Source organism: Microbacterium sp. AG790 (genome assembly GCF_003634765.1).
In the GTDB taxonomy this organism is placed as follows: domain Bacteria; phylum Actinomycetota; class Actinomycetes; order Actinomycetales; family Microbacteriaceae; genus Microbacterium.
On sequence record NZ_RBWZ01000009.1, the window covers coordinates 207,092 to 227,075 of the forward strand.

The following is a 19,984-nucleotide window of genomic DNA, read 5'->3' on the forward strand; positions in this document are numbered from 1 at the left end:
GTCAGCCCCGCGGGCGGAGGCGACCGCGCGCGAGCAGGTGCTGCGCGGACTGGGCGACCGGGCGCATCGTCACGAGGTCCAGGTTGACGTGGCCGGGCGCGTTGAGGGCGTACGCGATGACGTCCGCGACATCGTCGGCGATCAGCGGGTGCTCGACGCCCTCGTAGACCTTTTCGGCCGTGGCGCTGTCGCCGCCGAGTCGGTTGAGGGTGAACTCCTCGGTGTAGACCATGCCCGGTGCGACCTCGGTGACACGGATCGGCTCCCCGTTCAGCTCCAGCCGCAGGGCGTGCACGAGCATCGCCTCTCCCGCCTTCGCGGCGTTGTAGCCGGCTCCCCCGGGGTACGCCGTCTGCGCCGCCGTCGAGGTGACATAGAGCGTGTCGGCGTGTCCGCCGTCCTCGATGCCGGCGCGCAGCAACGGCAGCAGCGCCGCCGTCACCAGCTGCGCCGACAGCACGTTCGCCTCGAACATCCAGCGCCAGTCGGCCGGGTCGCCGTCTTCGACCCGATCGGTCCCCCGCGCGCCGCCGGCGACGTGCACGAGGGCGTGCACCGCCCCGGTGCGCGCGACGTGCTCGGCGAGCGCCGCCACGTCGGCTTCGTTCGACAGGTCGGCAGCGAACGACGCCGACCCACTCTCGCGGTCCAGGGCCACCAGCCGCTCCGCGCGGCGGGCCACGCCCACCACATCCCAGCCCGCTGCCCGCAGCGCCCGCACGGTCGCGGCGCCGATCCCGGAGCTCGCCCCCGTCACCACGGCGCGACGACGATGGTCCTGAGGGCTCTCCTGCGGCGAAGTCATGCCCCCACGCTACGACACGGCCTCGGATGCCGAGACGCGCGCCGTTCGTTACGTCACATTTCCCGACCGTTGTTGACAACGGGCTCGAACTCTACTGTCAGTGGTGGCCGCGGCATCCGACCCCGGCTCCCCACCTCTTCCGATTCACCCGATGGAGCCCGACATGTCCGCATCCGAGAACTGGCGCTTCGAGACCACGCAGATCCACGCGGGCGCGCAGCCCGATCCCGTGACCAAGGCGCGTGCCACGCCGATCTACCAGACCACCTCCTACGTGTTCGACAACGCCGACCACGCCGCGAACCTGTTCGCGCTGGCGGAGTTCGGCAACATCTACACCCGCATCCAGAACCCCACGCAGGACGTCGTCGAGCAGCGCATCGCCGCGCTCGAGGGGGGCACCGGCGCCCTCCTCGTCGCGTCGGGCCAGGCCGCGGAGACCTTCGCCGTGCTCAACATCGCCGAAGCCGGCGACCACATCGTCTCGTCGAGCTCGATCTACGGCGGCACGTACAACCTCTTCAAGTACACGCTGGGCAAGCTCGGCATCGAGGTCACGTTCGTCGAGAACCAGGACGACCCGGAGGAGTGGCGCCGCGCCGTCCGCCCGAACACGAAGCTGTTCTTCGCCGAGACGATCGGCAACCCGCAGATCAACGTGCTCGACATCCGCACCGTCGCCGACGTCGCCCACGAGGCCGGTGTGCCGCTCATCGTCGACAACACGATCGCAACGCCCTACCTCATCCGCCCGTTCGAGCACGGCGCCGACATCGTCGTGCACTCGGCCACCAAGTTCCTCGGCGGCCACGGCACCGTCATCGGCGGCGCCATCGTCGACGGCGGCACGTTCCCGTGGTCCGAGCACGCCGACCGCTTCCCGGGCCTGACCACCCCCGACCCCTCTTACCACGGCGCGGTCTACACGCAGGCTGTCGGCGACGGCCTGGCGTACGTCATCAAGGCACGCGTGCAGCTGCTGCGTGACCTCGGCGCCGCCATCTCGCCGCAGAGCGCCTGGCTGCTCATCCAGGGCATCGAGACCCTGTCGTTGCGCATCGAGCGTCACGTGCAGAACGCGCAGGAGATCGCCGAGTGGCTGGAGAACCACGACGACATCGCCTCGGTCAACTACTCCGGCCTGCCGACCTCGCCCTGGTACGCGGCCGCGAACCGCTACGCCCCGAAGGGCGTGGGCGCGGTGCTGTCGTTCGAGCTCAAGGGCGGCGTCCAGGCCGGTCGCGAGTTCGTGAACGCGCTCGAGCTCTTCAGCCACCTCGCCAACATCGGCGATGTCCGCTCGCTCGTCATCCACCCGGCATCCACGACGCACTCGCAGCTGACGCCGGAGCAGCAGCTCACCACCGGTGTGACCCCGGGCCTGGTCCGCCTGTCGGTGGGTCTGGAGAACGTCGAGGATCTCAAGGCCGACCTCGAGCAGGCCCTCGCCGCCGCGCGCAAGGTTTCCGAGGCCGCCCGCGCCTGAGCCCTGCCCCGCCGCGGAGCAGCACACCCGTCCCCGACGGGTGCACGAACTCCGCAGGATGCCGCGAACTCCGCAGCCGGAAACGCTTCCCGCTGCGGAGTTCGTGCGCTTCTGCGGAGGTGGTGGTCGTGAGCGCACGACGAGCGCGTGCGCCACCCGGCCGTAGGATCGATCGATTGTTCATGGACGCGGAGTGACAGATTGCTTGACGACGTGCTCGGCACCCTCCTCGGAGGAGCCATCGGCGATGTCATCGGTCACGTCATCAAGGCACCCTTCATTCGCGCCAAGCAGAGCCGTGGCAAGATGCGCGCAGCCTTGCGTGTGGAGTGGGGATCGCACGACGGTCTGACGACAGCCTGGCGACGCGGCAACGTCCGTATCCGTCCCGGCTTTCTTGAGTTTCGCGGCCATGAGATCCGTGTCCTCAGCGTGTCCGACGCCGCGAGAAGCCCCGCGGTCGGCGAGTGGCTCCAGGTTCACACCGACTCGCAGATCTACTCCGTCGCCACGCCGTCTGCGCGGCTGCTGTGGGCGGTGCCGGGCCCGCAGTCCGCGTGGGCTCTGAGTCGGCTTGCTCATCCGTGCCGGCAAGAGCCTCATGCCGCCGACGAGTCGTAACAGTCCTCTCCGAGGGCACGCGACCACCTAGCCTGGAAGCTGGCGAAAGGTAGCGGGAGAGCATGGACTGGCAGACCTCCGAAGACACGGTGCCGAGCGCACCGATCACGGAGGCCGACGCGCGCCTGCTGCGCGGCCGCCCGCCGGCGACGGGCGCCTGGCGCGACGGCGATCCCGCCGGCGACCGCCGCTTCGCCGCGTTCGGCGCCTTCACGACCGAGGGCGGTCGGGAGCTTCCCGGCATCCGCCTGGCCTACGAGACCTGGGGCGAGCTGTCGCCCGCCCGTGACAACGCGGTGCTCGTGCTTCATGCCCTCACCGGCGACAGTCACGTGCGCGGCGCCGCGGGACCCGGTCATCCCACCGCGGGCTGGTGGGACGACATCGTGGGCCCGGGCGCCCCCATCGACACCGACCGCTGGTTCGTCGTCGCCCCGAACATGCTCGGTGGATGCCAGGGCTCGACGGGGCCGTCATCGATCGCCGCCGACGGGTACGAATGGGCGGGACGCTTTCCGTACCTGACCATCCGCGACCAGGTCGCCGCCCAGGTGCGCCTTGCGGATGCGCTCGGCATCGACGTGTGGGCCGCGGTCGTCGGCGGCTCGATGGGCGGCATGCACGCGCTCGAGTGGGGTGTGGGCCAGCCCGAGCGCGTCGCGCGGCTCGCCGTACTCTCCTCTCCGCCGACGACGACGGCCGACCAGATCGCGCTCAACGGCGTGCAGCTGGAAGCCATCCAGATCGATCCGCGCTTCGCCGACGGTGAGTACTACGACGCTCCCGACGGCGAGGGACCGCACCGCGGCCTCGCGCTCGCCCGCCGCATGGCCCTGCTGAACTACCGGAGCCCCACCGAGCTCAACCAGCGCTTCCAGCGCTCGTGGCAGTCGGGAAAGAGCCCGCTCGGTCACGGGGGCCGCTTCGCCGTGGAGAGCTATCTCGACTTCCACGGCAACAAGTTCACGCGCCGCTTCGACGCGAACACCTACATCACGCTGGTCGAGGCCATGAACTCCCACGACGTGGGACGCGACCGTGGCGGGGTCGAGGATGCCCTCGCGCGTGTCACCGCGACGACGCTCGTGCTCGGCACCGATAGCGACCGCCTCTTCCCGATCGATGGACAGCACCGCATCGCGCGCGCCATCCGGTCGACGATCGACGACGGCGCGGTCGTGCTCTCCAGCGACTTCGGCCACGACGGCTTTCTCATCGAGACGGCCGCCGTCGGTGCGCACCTGCGCCGCTTGCTGCAGAGCTAATCCGGCCTCGGGCCGCCGCGGCGGTGGCTCGCGACTCCCTGCCGTCCTGCGCCGGTCGGTCACCCGCCGTCGCGGTGTCCGCGGACCTGCACATGGAGATGCGGGTGGCGGCGCAGATCGCACCACCACCCGCATCTCGTCGGGTCAGGCCGACGTGCGGCCCCGAGCGGGACGCACGACCCGCAGGCCGACGCCTCCCATCAGCAGCAGCGTCGCGAAGAGGGCGAACGCCCACGGAGCCTGCGCACCGGTCACTGCCAGCTGTCCCGCGGGCAGCACCTGCAGCGGTACCTGCGCGATCAATACACCGGCACCGTCCCAGACGAACACCGTGTGCGCACCCACCGGCAGCGATGACGGCACCTGCACGTCGAACGCCACGCCGCCCGAGGCATCGGCCGTGGGGATGCCGCCGATCCGGATCGGATCGCTGTGCAACTCGGCCGTCACCTGCTCCCCCGGATGCAGGCCCGAGACCGTGATCCGCACCGAACCACCGCGCTCGACCGTCGAGGCCGACACCTCGACACGCGGCGACGGGGACGCTGACGGAGACGCGCTGGGCGACACCGTCGCGGACGGCGACGGGGATGCCGTCGGGCTTCCCGTCGGGCTCGGGGTCGGCGTCGGCGTCGGCGTCGGACCCGACGGAACGGCCTCCGGGGCGACGCTCGACAGCGTCGGCGTCACCGGCTGGAACGAGCCGTCGGGACCGATCGTCAGACGATCGATGGTCGTCTCGCGGTGGGTGCCGTCGCCGCCGGGAATGGCGAAACGATGGTAGGCGATGTACCAGTCGTCGGTGCCCGGCACGTTGATGATCGAGCTGTGCCCCGTGCCGAGGATGCCGAGCGACGCGTTCTTCTGCAGGATCACACCGCGGTACTGCCATGGCCCGTCGATGCTCGTCGACGTCGCGTATCCCACCCGGTAGTCCGGTGACCCCGTGTCATCGATCGAGTAGGTCAGATGGTAGAGCCCGTCGCGGTAGTTCATGAAGATGCCCTCGCGGAAGTCCGGCAGTCCGTCGATGCGACGGATCGTGCCGGGGACAACGCTCGTCATGTCGTCCGACAGCTGGGCGTACAGCGGGCTGCCGTTGCCCCAGAACAGGTAGTACTTCCCCGTCTTCGGGTCCTGGAACGCGGCCGGGTCGATCGCCTGGCCGCTGGCGACCGACTCGTCGTTGCGGATCATCGGCTGCGGCTGGGCGACGAACGGCCCGATCGGGCTGTCGGCGACCGCGACACCGATCACCTTGCGGTCGAGCTCCGGTGAGTGACCGCTGAAGTAGAAGTAGTACTTCCCACCGCGTTCGGTGATCGTCGGCGCCCACGCGTTGCCGCTGGCCCACGGGACGTTCCCGTCGGCCCCGTCGAGCGTGAGGAACGGCTGCTCCGAGCGCTTCCAGTCCACGAGGTTCTTGGAGCTCCAGACGTAGAAGGTGTTCCCACCCCAGCCCGGCACACCGTCGCTCGTCGCGTAGACGTAGTAGGTGTCGCCGAACACCGCGATGTTCGGGTCGGCGTAGAGACCGGGAAGAACCGGGCTCTTCACCTCGACGGCCTTTAGCGTCCAGACCACGTCGTCCTTGCCGTCGCGCTTCAGCGTGACGGTCGAGGGTGAGCGCAGATCACGGGCGGCCCCCGATGCGGGCGAGGCCGTGACACCGGATGCCGTCGCGTATACCGGCTGCAGCGTCGACAGGTCGGTGCCGCGAACGACCGGGAAGGTCACGGTACGCGTGTCCGCGTCGACGATCGGTGCCATCTTCAGCGCGCTCTCGTCGGCGAGGCTCACCGCGCCGAGCACATCCCGGTTACCCGACTGGTCCAGCACTTCCTGCGGCGAGAGTGCGCGGTTGTAGAGCGCGAACTCCCGGTACTGCCCACGGAAGAGGTTGTCGGGGGCGTAGAGCGACTTGCCGATGACGTTCGCCACCGTGGAGCCGTTACCGAGGTCGGCGGGTGTGACGGTCACGTCGGTGTTCACCGCGACCTGCACGCCGTCCAGGTACAGACGCGCCGTGCCCCCGCTGAGGGTGTACGTGAGGTGCACCCAGCGATTGCGCGGCAGGGCCGAGCCGGACTGCGCGTTCTGCTCCGTCGTGTAGTTGCCGCGAGCGATGGCGCCGCGGTAGGTGCCGTCGCCGGTCGCGAACAGGTAGCCGTTGCCTTCGTTGCCCGCGGTGTTGCCGAAGCCGTACAGGAAGTACGGGTTCGCCTGGGCGGGATCGATGCGCAGCTCGGCATCCACCGTGACGTCGGTGACGCCGGCGAGCACGTTGTCGGGCATCTGGACGTAGTCGTTGGCACCGTCGAAGGTCAGGCTGCCGTTGGACCACACGGCATCCCCCATGATCTTCGCGTCGCGACCCGCGCCGGAGCGATCGTGGAGCGTGGCACCCGAGCCGTCGGTGAAGTCGTAGCGCAGCACTTCACCCTTCTCGTTCGCCGTCACCGGGTCGGGGCCTGCGGGCAGGTTCGCACGCAGCGCCTCCAGTTCGCTGGCCGTCACCGGCATGACCGTGCCGTGGCGCGGGCTGGGCGGCAGGTTGGCACCCCCGGCGATCTTCCAGTCCGGAGCGGTGATGTCGTTGGTACCCAGCGGGATGTACCCCTGGCCGCCGTACTCGTCGACGAAGAGGTAGTACTTGTACGGCGAGGTGTCCCCCGGATTGGCGGCGAAGATCGTCGGACCCTCGACCGCGCCGCGCACACCGGCGTCGCGGCCGATGCAGCTGTCGACGAGCTTCCAGTTGCGGTTCGTGGCGCTCCAGCCGAGCTGGGAACGGTCATCGACGGCGGTGAGGCTCTTCGACGACTCCTGGATGATGTCCGCGCACCCGGTGACGCTGCCCTCATCCTTCGTGAAGCGCTGGTAGGAGTCGCCCACCTTCAGCACGGTCGAGTCGATGCGCGACGCTCCGAGGTCCTGCCAGACCTTGGGCTCGCTGAAGGTCACGAAGTCACGCGTCGTCGCGTACATCATGGTCTGGTAGAAGCCGCCCTCGTGCTTCGGGTCGTTCTCCCCGAACAGCGAGGCCGCCCAGAAGACCACGTAGGCGCCGAGCTGGTCGTCGTAGTAGGCCTCAGGTGCCCACGTGTTGCCGGCGTTGTCCGGACCGATCTTGACGTGGCGCTGCGCGCTCCAGTTCACGAGGTCGTGCGATTCCCACACCTCGATGTACTTCGAGCCCTGGCGCTGCGCGCGCCCCCAGTCGCCATTGCGCCCGATCGAGAGGTCGGTCGCGATCAGGTAGAACGTGTCACCCTCGGGCGAGCGGATGATGAACGGGTCACGAAGGCCCTTCTCGCCGTAGGTCGACGTCAGCGCCGGACGGCCCCGATTGAGGTCGGTCCACGACAGCGCATTGTTGCCGTTGCTCGCGGCGAAGTAGATGTTCTCCCCCGCCACGCTGTTTCCGGTGAAGTACGAGAACGTGTAGCCCGCGAAGGGGCCGATGTGCGCGGCCGCGCGCACGGTGAGCACGCTGTCGCGGGTGCGGCTGACGGAACCGCGCGTGGCCGTCACCGTGAGGGTGACGGTGGTGTCGGCCTCGCCGCGCACGACGACACCGTCGGTGGAGACCACCGACGGGTCGCTGGATACCCAGCTGAGCGCGACATCGCCCGCGGAGGCCGGCAGTGTGATGTTGCCGCGCACGTCATCTGCACTCGGGATAGAGATCGCGCCGAGGGCGGCGTCGACCGCTCTCGCGTCATCCGGCATGGCCTTCACGGTGACGCCGAAGCTCTTCTGCTCCGTCGCGCCACTCAGCGACAGCGTCGCCGTCAGGACGACGGTCGCGTCGTTCTGCCCTGCCGTGGGGCGTGTCACGACGCCGGTGGTGGAGATGACACCGGCATCGGAGGTCGCCCACGAAATGGTCGAGCCGTTCGGCGCGGAGGTCGGAAGGGTGAGGTTCGTCGTCACCGCGTCCCGCGCGCCCAGGTCGAGCTGCGCCGAGTCGCGGGTCACCCGTTCCGATGCCGTGGGCACGAGGGCCGCGACATCGCCGGCGCTCAGGGCACGGTCGTAGATGCGGAAGTCGCGAACACTGCCCGCCAGTCGCGCGTCGGCGTTGTACACCGATCGCCCGATGTAGTCGGCGGTCGTGACGCCGCTACCGATGGCGGCGGGCGTCAGCGTCGTGTTGGTGTTCTTCGCCACCTCGACGCCATCGAGGTACAGACGGCTCGTCTTGGATGCCGAGTCCAGTGTGTAGGTCAGGGTTTTCCACACTCCGCGCGGCAGCGCCGTGCCACTGTTGACGCCCTGCTCGCCGGTCCAGTTGCGGTCGGAGATCGATGCCCGGTAGTCGTTGCCGGTCGTGAACAGGTAGCCGTTGCCGACGCCGTCGCCTCCAGTGTTGCCGAAGCCCCAGATGAAGTAGGAGCCCCCTTGTTCGGGCCGCACGAGAGCCTCGGCGCTGACAGTGATCGAGCTCAGCCCGGCCATGATGTTGTCGGGCAGCTTGACGTAGTCGTCGGCGCCGTCGAGGCGGACGCCTTCGCCTCCGGTCAGCGTGGGGCCTCCGACGTACGTGGCGTCGCGCTGGTTGCCCGACGAGTCCACGGCCACCGTGGCGGCGCCCGTCTCATCGAGTTCGTAGTGCGCGACCAATCCCGTGGCATCGTCCGCGGCGGCGACGGCCGGAACCGCCAGCGGGCCAGCGATGAGGGCTGCTGCCGCCGCGAGGGCGAGCCACGTGGTGCGGCGGCGTGGGGCCGCCTGCGTGTGCGGGTTCGACACGGTGGGGTGATCCTCTCGAACGAGCGTCATTGCTGCTTCCGACAGCGATGTCGGCTCCGCAATGTTAGCGCTCACTCTCGACAGGTGTCACGCCTGACTTTCCGGGTCGCCGACGGGAGCGATCCCACAGTCGATCAGATCGTGTGATCTGCCGCGGCGGCGGTTCGGGCGGAGCGCGCCTCGATCCCGAAACTCACGAGGGCGAGCACGAGGCCGGATGCCGCGAGCAGCGCTCCCACCCAGACCGGTGCGACGAAGCCGAAGCCGGCCGCGATCACGACGCCGCCGAGAAACGCCCCGGTGGCGTTGCCGATGTTCAGCGCGGAATGGTTCAGCGCCGCGGCGATCGACTGGTTGTCACCGGCGACGTCCATGAGCCGCGTCTGGATCGACGGGCTCAGCACCGAGGACACGAAGCCGACGAGGAAGATGAACAGGCCGAGCGCGACGAGCAGTCCCGCCGTGAACGCGAGAAGCACCTGCACCACGACGAGAGCGCCGAGGCCCGCGAGCATCGTGCGTTTCAGGTTGCGATCGGCGAGGTGTCCGCCGACGAGGTTGCCGATCGTCATGCCGATGCCCATGACGATGAGGATCACCGGCACCACGGCCGCGGGAGCGCCGGCGACCTCGGTGACGATCGAGGCGACGTAGCTGTACGCCGCGAAGAACCCGCCGAATCCGATCGCACCGACGCCGAGGGTCAGCCACACCTGGCCGATGCGCAGTGCGCGCAGCTCCGCGCGGAGCGTCCGACCGGGATCGCCCGCGTGGGCGGGAACGGTCAGCGCGATCATCACCGCGGCGAGCGCGAAGATGAGAGCGACGACGAGGAACGCGATCCGCCATCCGAAGCGCTGTCCGAGGAAGGTGCCCAACGGCACGCCCACCACGTTGGCCACCGTGAGCCCCGTGAGCACGAACGCGACGCCCTTGGCCCGGTTGCCCGGCCCCATGACGTCCGCGGCGACGAGCGCCCCGATGCCGAAGTATGCGCCGTGCGGCAGGCCCGCCAGCACGCGGGATGCCGCGACGAGCTCGAACGTCGGCGCCAGCAGCGTCAGCGTGTTGCCGACCGTGAGGGCCACCGCCAGAGCCAGCATCACGCGATGGCGCGGATACTTCGCGACGATTCCCGCGATCGTGGGGGCGCCGATGACGACGCCGAGCGCGTACAGGGTGATGAGCCACCCCGCCTGCGCGACGGCATCCTCCGGAGAGGCCGCCCAGGTGGCGGGCAGGAGGTCGGCGGAGATGTTCGGGAGCAGGCCCATGACGACGAACTCGGTCATGCCGATGCCGAACGAGCCGACGGCGAGCGAGAGGAGCGCCCACATCGCCGCACCCCTCGACGGGGTCGAGGAGATCACCCGGCCATGCTACCGGTCACCGGCGGCGTCCCGGGCGGCCTCCCCGTCGACCTCCAACGCCGCGATCGCCGTCTCCAACCGTTCGATCTTTCCATCGAGCTCGCCGGTGCGGCCCGGGCGGATGTCGGCCTTGAGCACCAGCGAGACGCGTGATCCGAACGGCATGACGGCATCCGTCGCGGCCTTCACGACCGCGAACACCTCGTCCCACTCCCCCTCGATCTCGGTGAACATCGAGGTGGTGCGGTGCGGCAGACCCGAGTCGCGGACGACCTTCACGGCGGCGGCGACCGCGTCGTGCACCGACCCGTCGGCAGCGGCCGGCGTGTGAGGGGCGGTGCCGCTGGGGGCGACGGAGAAGGCGACGAGCATGAGAGCTCCTTCGGATCGGTGACGACGGGATCGGTGACGACGGGGTCAGGGCACGAGCGGGGCGGCGGCGGACTCGCGGGGCGCGCGTGCGGATGCGGCCGATGCGGGCGCACGACGGGCGATGGCCACGAGGCGCACGATCATCCACACGAACATCGCACAGAGCACGAGGTTGCGAAGGGTCAGCAGGCTCACCGGCACGACCTGCGGGTACAGGACGCCGTTGTAGGTGAGGGGGTATACGAGCTGCGTGAGCAGCGCGGCGAACAGCGACACGGTGGCCGGCGCCGTCCAGCGGCGCCGATCGATGACGAGTCCGACCACCAGCGACGGCACGAGCCAGCAGAGGTACTGCGGCGAGCCCACCTTGTTGAACACGATGAAGCCCAGCACGAACGCGAGCGAGAGCGTCGGGAACAGCGTCGCGTAACGGACACCGCGCACCACGGCCCACACGCCGAGGGCGGCGACCACCATCATCGCCACGACGAGAGCGGGAGTCATGGCGGCGATCACCGGATCGATCTGCGTGCCGGTGACCTGGAACGTCAGCAGATGCTGGTCGTAGTACACCCAGAACCCGCGGATGCCGAGCAGAGCGCCCCAGAGGTACGGCATGCTGACCGGCGCCTCCACCTGGAGGCCGCGCGTCGTCTGGTCGCCGATGAAGCCGAAGGCGTGCGCCCCACCGCCGAGAGCGCCGACCGCGAGCAGTGTCGCCGCGCTCACGAGCACCGCACCGCCCACCAGCGCACCGCGGCGACGCAGCGCCACGATCGCGGCGGCCAGGATCGCGGCGGGCCACACCTTCATCCACGTCGCGACCGACAGCAGCACCGACGCCGCCCACGGACGCCCGATGAGCCAGAGACACCCGAGCACGGCCAGCGCCACGGTGAAGCCGTCGAGCCGGTACAGCCCGACCGGGCCGAGCAGCGCCACGTAGGCGAGCCAGAACCATGCGGCCGTCACGCGTCCCGTCGAGCGGGCGCGCCCGACCAGGACGGCGAACGCGACGGCATCCGCGGCGGTCACGACGATCGCCCAGCCGACGGTGTAACCGGCGATCCACGCGAACGCGTGCGCCAGGAGCATGGGCAGCAGCGCGAGCTGGGGATACACCCACGACTGGTCGATGCCGACGATGCCGTGCCCCTGCAGTGCGCTCGTCGACCACGGTTCGTAGACGCGGTAGACGTCTCCCATCGGCTCGTTGGGCAGGACGAAGCCGAGCCAGGCGACACCGACGTGAACGATCGCGAAGGCGGTCCACAGCACGCTCCGCCTCATCATCCCCCCATCCTAGGGAGGCGACCTCAGCGTTCCGAGACGAGCTCCCCCACGACCCTCGACACCGCGCGTGCCACGTCGAGAGCGACCAGCGGACCCCCGCCGTGGCGGGCGGACGCGGCAGCTCCCGCCCGCCCGTGCACCCAGGCCGCGCAGGCGGCGGCATCCGCGAGACGATCCGGAGCTCCGGCCACCAGCGCCCCCAGGATGCCGGCGAGCACATCTCCCGTGCCGGCCGTCGCCAGCCACGCGACACCCGCCGTCACCGAACGCAGCGTCCCCGGGGGCGTCGCAATCAGCGTCGTCGCCCCCTTCAGCAGCAGGACGGCGCCGGTGACGGCGGCCGTCTCGAGGGCAGCCTGCTCCCGGTCGACGGCCGGGGCCAGACCCAGTCGATCGCGCAGTGCGGCGTGCTCGCGATCGTGGGGCGTCAGCACCAGCGGAGCGCGATCTCCGGTGAGGGCGGATGCCGCGACGACGAGATCCAGCGCGCCGGCATCGACGACGACCGGCACCCGACCGGCGAGGATCGTCCGGACCGCCGCGGTCTCGGCAGCGGTGCGGGTGGCGGGGGACGTCCCCGAGCCGACCACCCACGCCTGCACCCGCCCGTCGGCCGTCACCGTCTCGGGGCGACGCTGGAGCACGAGATCGGCGGCCCGGCGCGGACCGAGGTAGCGCACCATTCCCGTCCCTGTCCGCCACGCGGCCTCGACGCCCAGAACAGCCGCTCCGGGAAACTCCTCCGACCCGGTGCGCATGCCCACCACGCCACGGGAATACTTGTCGTCGTTGGCCGTTGGCACCCTGAGGAAGGTGGCCGTCTCCGGCGCCGTCCACGGCGAGGGTGCGCTCATGCGCGCCACCCTACCCGTCCCCGTCCCCGGTCGTTGAGCGAGGCGCAAAGCGCCGAGTCGAAACGCCCCCACCCGCATCGAGCCCGCGGAGAGCCATCATGAGCCTGCTGTTCACCCCGTACGAACTGGCCGGACGCACCGTCCGCAACCGCCTCTGGGTCGCGCCGATGTGTCAGTATTCGGCGACCGACGGCGTGCCCAACGACTGGCATCACGTTCACCTCGCCCAGTTCGCGTCCGGCGGCGCCGGTGTCGTCATCGCCGAGGCGACCGCGGTGACCCCGGAGGGACGCATCTCCCCCGAGGACGTGGGCCTCTGGAACGACGAACAGCGCGACGCGTGGAGGCCCATCGTTGCCGCGATCCGCGCCCGCGGAGCTCTTCCCGGCGTGCAGCTGGCCCACGCCGGACGCAAGGCCTCGACCTTCTCACCGTTCTCCGGGCGCCGCGGCAGCGTGCCCGCCGCCGACGGCGGATGGACCACGCTCGCCCCCTCCGCCATCGCCTACGACGGGTTCGAGGCGCCGGAGGCCTTGGATGCCGCGGGCATCCGCCGCATCGTCGAGGCGTTCGCCGCCGCCGCGGTGCGGGCGGTCGCCGCCGGCTTCGAGGTGCTGGAAGTCCACGCCGCGCACGGCTATCTGCTCCACCAGTTCCTCTCGCCGCTGTCGAACGAGCGCGAGGACGAGTACGGCGGCAGCCTGGAGAACCGCGCCCGGCTGCTGCTGGAGGTCGTCGACTCCGTCCGCAGCGCCGCCCCGGATGCCGCGATTCTCGTGCGCTTCTCGGCATCCGACTGGGCCGACGGCGGCTGGGATGCCGCGCAGACGGCGACCGTCGCCGGATGGGCGGCCGCGCGCGGCGTCGATTTCTTCGACATCTCCAGCGGCGGTCTCGTCGCCCACCAGCGCATCACGACCGGCCCCGGCTACCAGGTGCCGCTCGCCGCCGAGGTGCACCGACGGTCCGGCGTCGCCGTCGGCGCCGTCGGAGAGATCACCTCGGGCGTTCAGGCGGAGCAGATCCTGGCCTCCGGCGACGCCGATGTGATCCTGGCCGGTCGCGAGTGGCTGCGCGATCCGCACTTCGCTCTGCGCGCCCAGGTGGAGCTGGGCGAGCCGGACGCCGGCCTCTGGCCGCCGCAGTACGAGCGCGCCCGCCCCGCGACCCGCTGAGGGCGCAACGGCGTTTCGACCCGCTTCGCCCGCTCAACGACCGGAGGGGCGACCCCCGGTCGTTGAGCGAGGCCCGCAGGGCCGAGTCGCAACGCCGCTCCGGCTCAGTAGCCCCGGCGCGTCGCGTCGTGCACCTCGCCGACGAGTTCCTCGATGATGTCCTCGAGGAAGAGCACCGCCGTCGTCTCGCCCTGCGCGTTGCGCACCTGCGCGAGATGACGGCTGGTGCGGCGCATGAGGGCCAGCGCATCCTCCAGGTCGGTCGTTTCGGCGACCGGCACCATGTGGTGGATGCGCTTCGGTTTGATCGGCGCAGCGACCTTCTCCTCGGCGCCGGCGCCCTCGGCCGCCCGCAGCACGTCCTTGAGGTGGACGTAGCCGAGCGGGATACCCTCGGCATCCACGATCACGTAGCGCGAGAATCCGTGCTTGGCGACCGCGCGCTCGATCTCTTCGGGCGTCGTCGTCTCGGGAAGCGTCACGAGCTCCGACAGGGGCACGGCGACGTCGCCCGCCTTCTTGTCGGTGAACTCCAGCGCGGCCGTCACGGCACCGGAAGCGTCGTCGAGCACGCCCTCGATCCGCGACTGGTTCACGATCGTGGCCACCTCGTCGAGGGTGAACGTCGACGCCGCCTCGTTCTTCGGTTCGACGCGGAACAGGCGCACGATGTGGTTGGCCAGCCAGTTGAGCGCGACGATGATCGGGTAGAAGAGCTTCGAGGTCCACACCAGCGGTGTCGCCAGCAGAAGCACGGCCCGGTCCGGGAGCGAGAACGCGAGGTTCTTCGGCACCATCTCCCCGAACACCACGTGCAGGTACGACACCAGGATCAAGGCGATCGCGAACGCGACGCCGCCGATGACCGCCTCGTTCCAGCCCGTCAGTCCCAGGGGCACTTCGAGCAGGTGATGGATCGCCGGCTCCGACACGTTCAGGATCAGCAGCGAGCAGATCGTGATGCCGAGCTGGCTCGTGGCGAGCATGAGCGTGGCGTGCTCCATCGCGTACAGCGCGGTCACCGCGGTCTTGGAGCCCTTCTCGGCGAGCGGCTCGATCTGCGATCGGCGCGCGGAGATCACCGCGAACTCGGCGCCGACGAAGAACGCGTTGAACGCGAGCAGCACCACCAGCCACGCGATTCCGGCCCAGTCGCTCATCGGCCCTCACCTGCCTCGCGCGCCGTGTCGGACGCCTCGGCGCCCTCCGGCAACGGGTGGGGTGTGAATTTGACGCGGTCGACGCGTCGGCCGTCCATGCGCTGCACCTCCAGCGTGCCGTCCTCCAGCTCGATGCGGTCGCCGACGACGGGGATGCGCTCCAGCGTCGACATGAAGAAGCCGCCGACGGTGTCGTACACGTCTGCCTCGGGCACGCGGATGCCGGTGCGATCGAGCACTTCGTCGGGACGCAGCTCCGCCGGGAACGTCACCGCCCCAGCCACGCGCACGACGCCCGCGCGGGAGCGATCGTGCTCGTCGAGCACCTCGCCGACGATCTCCTCGACGAGGTCCTCCAGCGTCACCACGCCGGCGGTGCCGCCGTACTCGTCGACGACGACGGCCATCTGATAGCCGCGCGAGCGCAGCTCCGACATCACGGCGTCGAGGTGGACGGCTTCGGGCACCCGCAGCGGCTCGGTGGCGATGGCCGCCGCCGGAACATCGGCGCGGCGCTCGCGCGGCACGCTCACGGCCTGCTTGAGGTGCACGATGCCGGTGATGTCGTCCATCGACTCGTCGTAGACGGGGAAGCGGCTGTGGCCGGTGCGTCGGGCGAGCTGGATGACGTCCTCGACGCTGTCTCCGGCGGCGACGGCGTGGATGCTGGGGCGCGGGGTCATGACGTCCGCGGTCGTCAGCCGCGCGAAGGTGAGCGTGCGATCCAGCAGCGAGGCCGTGTCCTCTTCCAGCACCCCGGCGCTGGCCGAGCGTCGCACCAGGCTGGAGAGCTCCTCCGCCGTGCGGGCACCGGACAGCTCCTCCTTGGGCTCGATCCCCATTCCCCGCAGGATGCCGTTGGCCGAACCGTTCAGGACGGTGATCGCGGGCCGGAACACCGTGGTGAACGCGACCTGGAACGGCATGACGAGCTTCGCGGTCTGACGCGGGATGGCCAGCGCGAAGTTCTTCGGCACCAGCTCGCCGAGGATCATGGAGAACGTCGTGGCGACGGCGATCGCGACGGTCGTGGCGACGATGCGCACCACCGCTTCGGGAACGCCCCCCGCACTCAGCACGGGGCTGAGCAGTGTGGTCAGGGCGGGCTCCATCGTGTAACCGGTGAGCAGCGTGGTCAGCGTGATGCCGAGTTGCGCGCTGGAGAGGTGCGTCGAGGTGATCCGCAGCGCGCTGATGGTCAGCGACAGCCGCGACTCCCCCGCCGCCTGACGCGCCTCGAGGTCGGCGCGGTCGAGGTTGACGAGCGCGAACTCGCTCGCGACGAACAGACCGGTTCCGATGGTGAGCAGGAGCCCCACGCCCAGCATGACGAGTTCCATCACGCGTCACCCCCGATCATGATCGAGGAGGGTCGGTGGGGCGATCGTCTGCAACTGGGAGGGTCGTCCATGGTGCGAAGAAGTTTACGGCACCTGGCCCGCGTCGGCGCTGGATGCCGCGGGCATCCGCTGCCGAAATCGGCATCCGCTGCCGAAACCGTCGCAGCGCGGGCCGATTTCTGCAGCGTGACCGGGCGTGCAGCGCCTCCTCCCCAGAGCGGATGGCGGCACGTCTGTCCACGCGGTTGCTGAGGGGTACATGGAGAGGCACGTCCGTGCCCGACAGTCGGGGGATGCTCAACGTTCCAGATGTGCCCGTGTTGCGGCGAAGAGACCGTCTCGATCCCCTGGATGACCGTCGCGTTCGCAGAGAGCTCGCGGCGGGACGATGGACGCGCGTCGCCCCCGGCGTATTCGTGCCGATGGCGGCGTGGCGAGGCCTCAATCCCCTCCAGCGGCATCGCCTCCGCGTCGAAGAGGTCACGTCGAGACTTCCCTCATCGGTGGTGATTTCTCACTTCGCTGCTGCTGCGGTCTGGGGAATCGACGTACTCGGCTCCTGGCCTGCACTGGTCGATGTCACGATCGACCGGGCGTCGGGCGGACGGTCCGGGGGTACGCTCCAACGTCATGCTCTCGGGGTCGCGCATCGCCGCAGAGTGCCCTTCGGTCGACACGAGGTGACGACGCCCGCGCAGACGGTGCTGGACCTCGCACGGATGCTGCCCTACGTGCGCGCCGTGAGCGCGATCGACCAGGCGTTGTGGATCGGGCGGCCTCGCGGGCCGCTCGCGACGGCGGCGGAGATCTCCGACATCCTCGAGAGAACGCCCGTGGCTCGGGGAGGTCGTCGTGCGCGACGTGCGCTGGCGGCATCGGCCACACTGTCGGCCAACGTCCGCGAGACGCACATGCGCCTGCTGGTCGTGGCGCTCGGCTTTCCGATCCCGCGACTACAGGAACGCCGCACCCTCCCCAGCGGTCGCTGCGTCTTCGGTGATCTCTATTTTCCCGACGCAGATCACTGGCTGGAGATCGACGGTCGAGGCAAATACACGAGCCCCGAGTACACCCGCGGTCGGACTCCTGCCGCCGTCGTCATCGACGAGAAGAATCGCGAGAACGAGATCCGTCGAGAAGTGCGGGGCTTCTCGCGACTCGAAGCAACCGACGCCGATCACCCCCAACGCGTCTACGACGTCCTCACCGCGGATGGGCTGCGCAGCTCCAAACCGCGCCCGCGGGCTGGGGACTCCGTGCTCCGGTGACCGTCGCGCTACCTGAATCGGCATCCGCTATCGAAACTCTCGTCGCGCGAGCGGATTTCTGCAGCGCACCGGTCGAACGTTGGATGCCGCGGGCACAATGTGAGGGTGGACAAGGTCGACGCAGCGGAAGTCATCGGCGAGCGCGGCGGCATCCGCGTCCGCGCGTTCGAACGCGCCGACATCGACACGTACCGGCGGTGGCTGCAGCCCGACCAGGAGTGGCACCGCTGGGACGGCCCCTACTTTCCGAAGCTCGACGGCCCGCAGATCGACGCGGTCTGTGCGCGATTGTCGGGGGCGATCGAGGACGGCAGCTACGCGGCGCAGCGCCCCCTGACGCGTGCGGTGATCGCGACGACCGCCGATCCCACGACGATGATCGGCAGCGTGTCGTGGCATTGGGAGTCGGAGGAATCGGACTGGCGGCGCATGGGGCTCACCGTGTACGACCCGTCGATCCGCGGCCGCGGGATCGGAACGAATGCGCTGGCCGTCTGGACCGACTACCTCTTCCGCACCACGGCGGCCGTACGACTCGACTACTCGACGTGGTCCGGCAACGAACGCATGCTCGCCGTCGGTCGCCGCCTCGGGTTCACCGAGGAAGCGCGCTTCCGCGACGCGCGCGAGGTGCGCGGCCGCCGGTACGACTCGGTGGTGATGGGAGTACTCCGCCGCGAGTGGGAGGCTCGCGGCGAGCAGGCCGTCACCAGCTGACGGGCAGTGCCTTGCCCTCCTCGTAACCGGCGGCGGACTGCAGACCCACCGTGGCGCGGTCATGGAACTCGGGGACGGTCGACGCGCCCGCATAGGTGAACGAGGAGCGCACCCCCGAGGTGATCATGTCGACGAGGTCCTCGACCGACGGACGCAGCGGGTCCAGGTAGATCTTCGACGACGAGATGCCCTCCGCGAACAGCTCCTTGCGCGCACGCTCGTAGGCGTCCAGCCGGCCGAACCGGCCCTGGACGGCCTTCGTCGAGGCCATGCCCCACGACTCCTTGTACACACGGCCCGCCTCGTCGACCTGCAGCTGGCCGGGGGCTTCGATCGTGCCCGCGAACCACGACCCGATCATGACGGATGCCGCGCCCGCCGCCAGTGCCAGCGCGACGTCGCGCGGGTAGCGGACGCCGCCGTCGGCCCAGACGTGCGCGCCGAGCTCGGCCGCCGCCTGCGCGGTCTCCAGGACGGCCGAGAACTGGGGCCGCCCGACGGCGGTCATCATGCGGGTGGTGCACATCGCACCCGGACCCACACCGACCTTGAGGATCGTGGCACCCGCGCCGACCAGGTCGTGCGCGCCGTCGGCCGTCACGATGTTGCCGGCCGCGATCGGGATGCCCAGGCCCAGCCCGGACACCGTCTGCAGCGCGCGCAGCATGCCCTCCTGGTGACCGTGCGCCGTATCGACGACGAGCACGTCGACGCCGGCCGCCGCGAGGGCCTTCGCCTTCGCGGCGACGTCGCCGTTGATGCCGACGGCGGCCGCGACGATCAGCCGGCCGTTCGCGTCGACCGCGGGCCGGTAGAGCGTGGAGCGCAGCGCGGTGCGCTGTGAGAGGGTGCCGACGAGGTAGCCGTGGTGCAGGACGCACACGGTCTCGGCATCCGCCGCGACGAGCAGATCGAACGCGTGGCGGGCGTCGGTGACGTCGTCGGCGTCGATCGAGACGCCGCGACCGCGGGTGAGGTCACCCAGCCGCGCATCCGGCAGAGCCGTGCCCAGCCGCGTCGCCGGGACGACCCCCAGGATGTCGTCGACGTGCACGCGGGCGGGGTCGCCGGCCACGACGACGATGCCGTGGCCCTCGGTCGCGGGCAGCAGAGCCGCCGCCTCGGCGACGGTGGCGTCGGCGCGCAGCACGAGCGGAGTGTCCCAGCGCACGGGCTGGTCCTTGACCCAGCGGATCGCCGCGTCGATCTCCTGCAGCGGCATGTCCTGCGGCAGCACTCCGAGGCCGCCGCGACGCGCGAGCGCCGCCGCGAGGCGCGGACCGGTGACGGAGTTCATGTTCGAGGCGACCAGCGGGATGGTCGCCGAGGTGCCGTCGCGCGGCGATAGGTCGACATCGAGCCGGCTCGTCACGCCCGAGCGGCGGGGCACGAGGAACACGTCCGAGTAGGTGAGATCGACGGTGGGCTGAGCGCCGGAGAACTGCATGACTCCCACGGTACCGACAGAAAACCTGGGATACCCTTGATGAACGTGTGCGTGTG

Annotated in this window: 15 protein-coding genes; 6 read left to right on the forward strand and 9 right to left on the reverse strand. The window is 70.1% G+C overall.

The features are described 5' to 3' along the window. Position 1 precedes the first annotated feature (1 nt). A complete protein-coding gene (locus DEU37_RS10575; RefSeq protein WP_121190643.1) occupies positions 2-805 on the reverse strand; it encodes an SDR family oxidoreductase in 804 nt (267 codons plus the stop codon). 163 nt (positions 806-968) lie between these two features. Here DEU37_RS10575 and DEU37_RS10580 point away from each other — a divergent pair, with 163 nt between their 5' ends. From DEU37_RS10580 to DEU37_RS10590, 3 genes are all read left to right on the forward strand, one after another. Beyond that, the gene (locus DEU37_RS10580; protein ID WP_121190740.1) at positions 969-2,291 is read left to right on the forward strand and encodes a bifunctional o-acetylhomoserine/o-acetylserine sulfhydrylase; all 1,323 of its coding nucleotides are present in this window, start codon (positions 969-971) and stop codon (positions 2,289-2,291) included. 201 nt (positions 2,292-2,492) lie between these two features. After that, the gene (locus DEU37_RS10585; RefSeq protein WP_220699836.1) at positions 2,493-2,912 is read left to right on the forward strand and encodes a hypothetical protein; all 420 of its coding nucleotides are present in this window, start codon (positions 2,493-2,495) and stop codon (positions 2,910-2,912) included. A gap of 62 nt (positions 2,913-2,974) precedes the next feature. Further along, a complete protein-coding gene (locus DEU37_RS10590; RefSeq protein WP_121190645.1) occupies positions 2,975-4,177 on the forward strand; it encodes a homoserine O-acetyltransferase in 1,203 nt (400 codons plus the stop codon). Between the two features lie 144 nt (positions 4,178-4,321). On the opposite strand, the gene DEU37_RS10595 is transcribed toward DEU37_RS10590, so the two are convergent. The 5 genes from DEU37_RS10595 to DEU37_RS10615 all read right to left on the reverse strand — a co-directional run bounded on the left by DEU37_RS10595 (position 4,322) and on the right by DEU37_RS10615 (position 12,821). Next, positions 4,322-8,962, reverse strand: a complete 4,641-nt coding sequence (locus DEU37_RS10595) for a family 43 glycosylhydrolase (RefSeq protein ID WP_121190646.1) — start codon at positions 8,960-8,962, stop codon at positions 4,322-4,324. Between the two features lie 104 nt (positions 8,963-9,066). After that, positions 9,067-10,269, reverse strand: coding sequence for an MFS transporter (locus DEU37_RS10600; RefSeq protein WP_183043663.1), 1,203 nt, complete (start codon positions 10,267-10,269; stop codon positions 9,067-9,069). 42 nt (positions 10,270-10,311) lie between these two features. Then, the gene (locus tag DEU37_RS10605; RefSeq protein WP_121190648.1) at positions 10,312-10,674 is read right to left on the reverse strand and encodes a thiamine-binding protein; all 363 of its coding nucleotides are present in this window, start codon (positions 10,672-10,674) and stop codon (positions 10,312-10,314) included. A 45-nt stretch (positions 10,675-10,719) separates the two neighbouring features. After that, complete coding sequence (locus DEU37_RS10610) at positions 10,720-11,967, reverse strand: DUF2029 domain-containing protein (protein WP_259457251.1); 1,248 nt, start codon at positions 11,965-11,967, stop codon at positions 10,720-10,722. Positions 11,968-11,990: 23 nt separating this feature from the next. Beyond that, positions 11,991-12,821, reverse strand: a complete 831-nt coding sequence (locus DEU37_RS10615; protein WP_183043654.1) for an ADP/ATP-dependent (S)-NAD(P)H-hydrate dehydratase — start codon at positions 12,819-12,821, stop codon at positions 11,991-11,993. 98 nt (positions 12,822-12,919) lie between these two features. Between DEU37_RS10615 and DEU37_RS10620 the strand changes: the two genes are divergently transcribed. Further along, positions 12,920-13,996 (forward strand): NADH:flavin oxidoreductase/NADH oxidase, encoded by a 1,077-nt coding sequence (locus DEU37_RS10620; RefSeq protein WP_121190650.1) that lies wholly within the window; start codon positions 12,920-12,922, stop codon positions 13,994-13,996. A 104-nt stretch (positions 13,997-14,100) separates the two neighbouring features. Here DEU37_RS10620 and DEU37_RS10625 read toward each other — a convergent pair whose 3' ends face one another. Together DEU37_RS10625 and DEU37_RS10630 are read right to left on the reverse strand one after the other, a co-directional pair. Next, positions 14,101-15,156 (reverse strand): hemolysin family protein, encoded by a 1,056-nt coding sequence (locus DEU37_RS10625; protein WP_121190651.1) that lies wholly within the window; start codon positions 15,154-15,156, stop codon positions 14,101-14,103. Continuing rightward, a complete protein-coding gene (locus tag DEU37_RS10630) occupies positions 15,153-16,496 on the reverse strand; it encodes a hemolysin family protein (protein ID WP_121190652.1) in 1,344 nt (447 codons plus the stop codon). The genes DEU37_RS10625 and DEU37_RS10630 overlap by 4 nt, the downstream gene beginning before the upstream one ends. A 503-nt stretch (positions 16,497-16,999) precedes the next feature. Between DEU37_RS10630 and DEU37_RS10635 the strand changes: the two genes are divergently transcribed. Both DEU37_RS10635 and DEU37_RS10640 read left to right on the forward strand, forming a co-directional pair. After that, positions 17,000-17,764 (forward strand): hypothetical protein, encoded by a 765-nt coding sequence (locus tag DEU37_RS10635; RefSeq protein ID WP_259457252.1) that lies wholly within the window; start codon positions 17,000-17,002, stop codon positions 17,762-17,764. A gap of 105 nt (positions 17,765-17,869) precedes the next feature. After that, positions 17,870-18,481, forward strand: coding sequence for a GNAT family N-acetyltransferase (locus DEU37_RS10640; protein ID WP_259457253.1), 612 nt, complete (start codon positions 17,870-17,872; stop codon positions 18,479-18,481). Here the strand turns inward: DEU37_RS10640 and DEU37_RS10645 are convergent. Continuing rightward, positions 18,471-19,928, reverse strand: a complete 1,458-nt coding sequence (locus DEU37_RS10645; RefSeq protein ID WP_121190653.1) for a GuaB1 family IMP dehydrogenase-related protein — start codon at positions 19,926-19,928, stop codon at positions 18,471-18,473. The genes DEU37_RS10640 and DEU37_RS10645 overlap by 11 nt on opposite strands. Between the last annotated feature and the right edge of the window lie 56 nt (positions 19,929-19,984).

Excerpts from the sequence above, each read along its gene's own strand:
- DEU37_RS10645 (WP_121190653.1), bottom strand. The coding sequence starts at position 19,928 with ATGCAGTTCTCCGGCGCTCAGCCCACCGTCGATCTCACCTACTCGGAC.
- DEU37_RS10610 (WP_259457251.1), bottom strand. The coding sequence starts at position 11,967 with ATGATGAGGCGGAGCGTGCTGTGGACCGCCTTCGCGATCGTTCACGTC.
- DEU37_RS10600 (WP_183043663.1), bottom strand. The coding sequence starts at position 10,269 with ATGTGGGCGCTCCTCTCGCTCGCCGTCGGCTCGTTCGGCATCGGCATG.
- DEU37_RS10615 (WP_183043654.1), bottom strand. The coding sequence starts at position 12,821 with ATGAGCGCACCCTCGCCGTGGACGGCGCCGGAGACGGCCACCTTCCTC.
- DEU37_RS10625 (WP_121190651.1), bottom strand. The coding sequence starts at position 15,156 with ATGAGCGACTGGGCCGGAATCGCGTGGCTGGTGGTGCTGCTCGCGTTC.
- DEU37_RS10630 (WP_121190652.1), bottom strand. The coding sequence starts at position 16,496 with ATGGAACTCGTCATGCTGGGCGTGGGGCTCCTGCTCACCATCGGAACC.
- DEU37_RS10575 (WP_121190643.1), bottom strand. The coding sequence starts at position 805 with ATGACTTCGCCGCAGGAGAGCCCTCAGGACCATCGTCGTCGCGCCGTG.
- DEU37_RS10605 (WP_121190648.1), bottom strand. The coding sequence starts at position 10,674 with ATGCTCGTCGCCTTCTCCGTCGCCCCCAGCGGCACCGCCCCTCACACG.
- DEU37_RS10580 (WP_121190740.1), top strand. The coding sequence starts at position 969 with ATGTCCGCATCCGAGAACTGGCGCTTCGAGACCACGCAGATCCACGCG.
- DEU37_RS10595 (WP_121190646.1), bottom strand. The coding sequence starts at position 8,962 with ATGACGCTCGTTCGAGAGGATCACCCCACCGTGTCGAACCCGCACACG.
- DEU37_RS10590 (WP_121190645.1), top strand. The coding sequence starts at position 2,975 with ATGGACTGGCAGACCTCCGAAGACACGGTGCCGAGCGCACCGATCACG.
- DEU37_RS10620 (WP_121190650.1), top strand. The coding sequence starts at position 12,920 with ATGAGCCTGCTGTTCACCCCGTACGAACTGGCCGGACGCACCGTCCGC.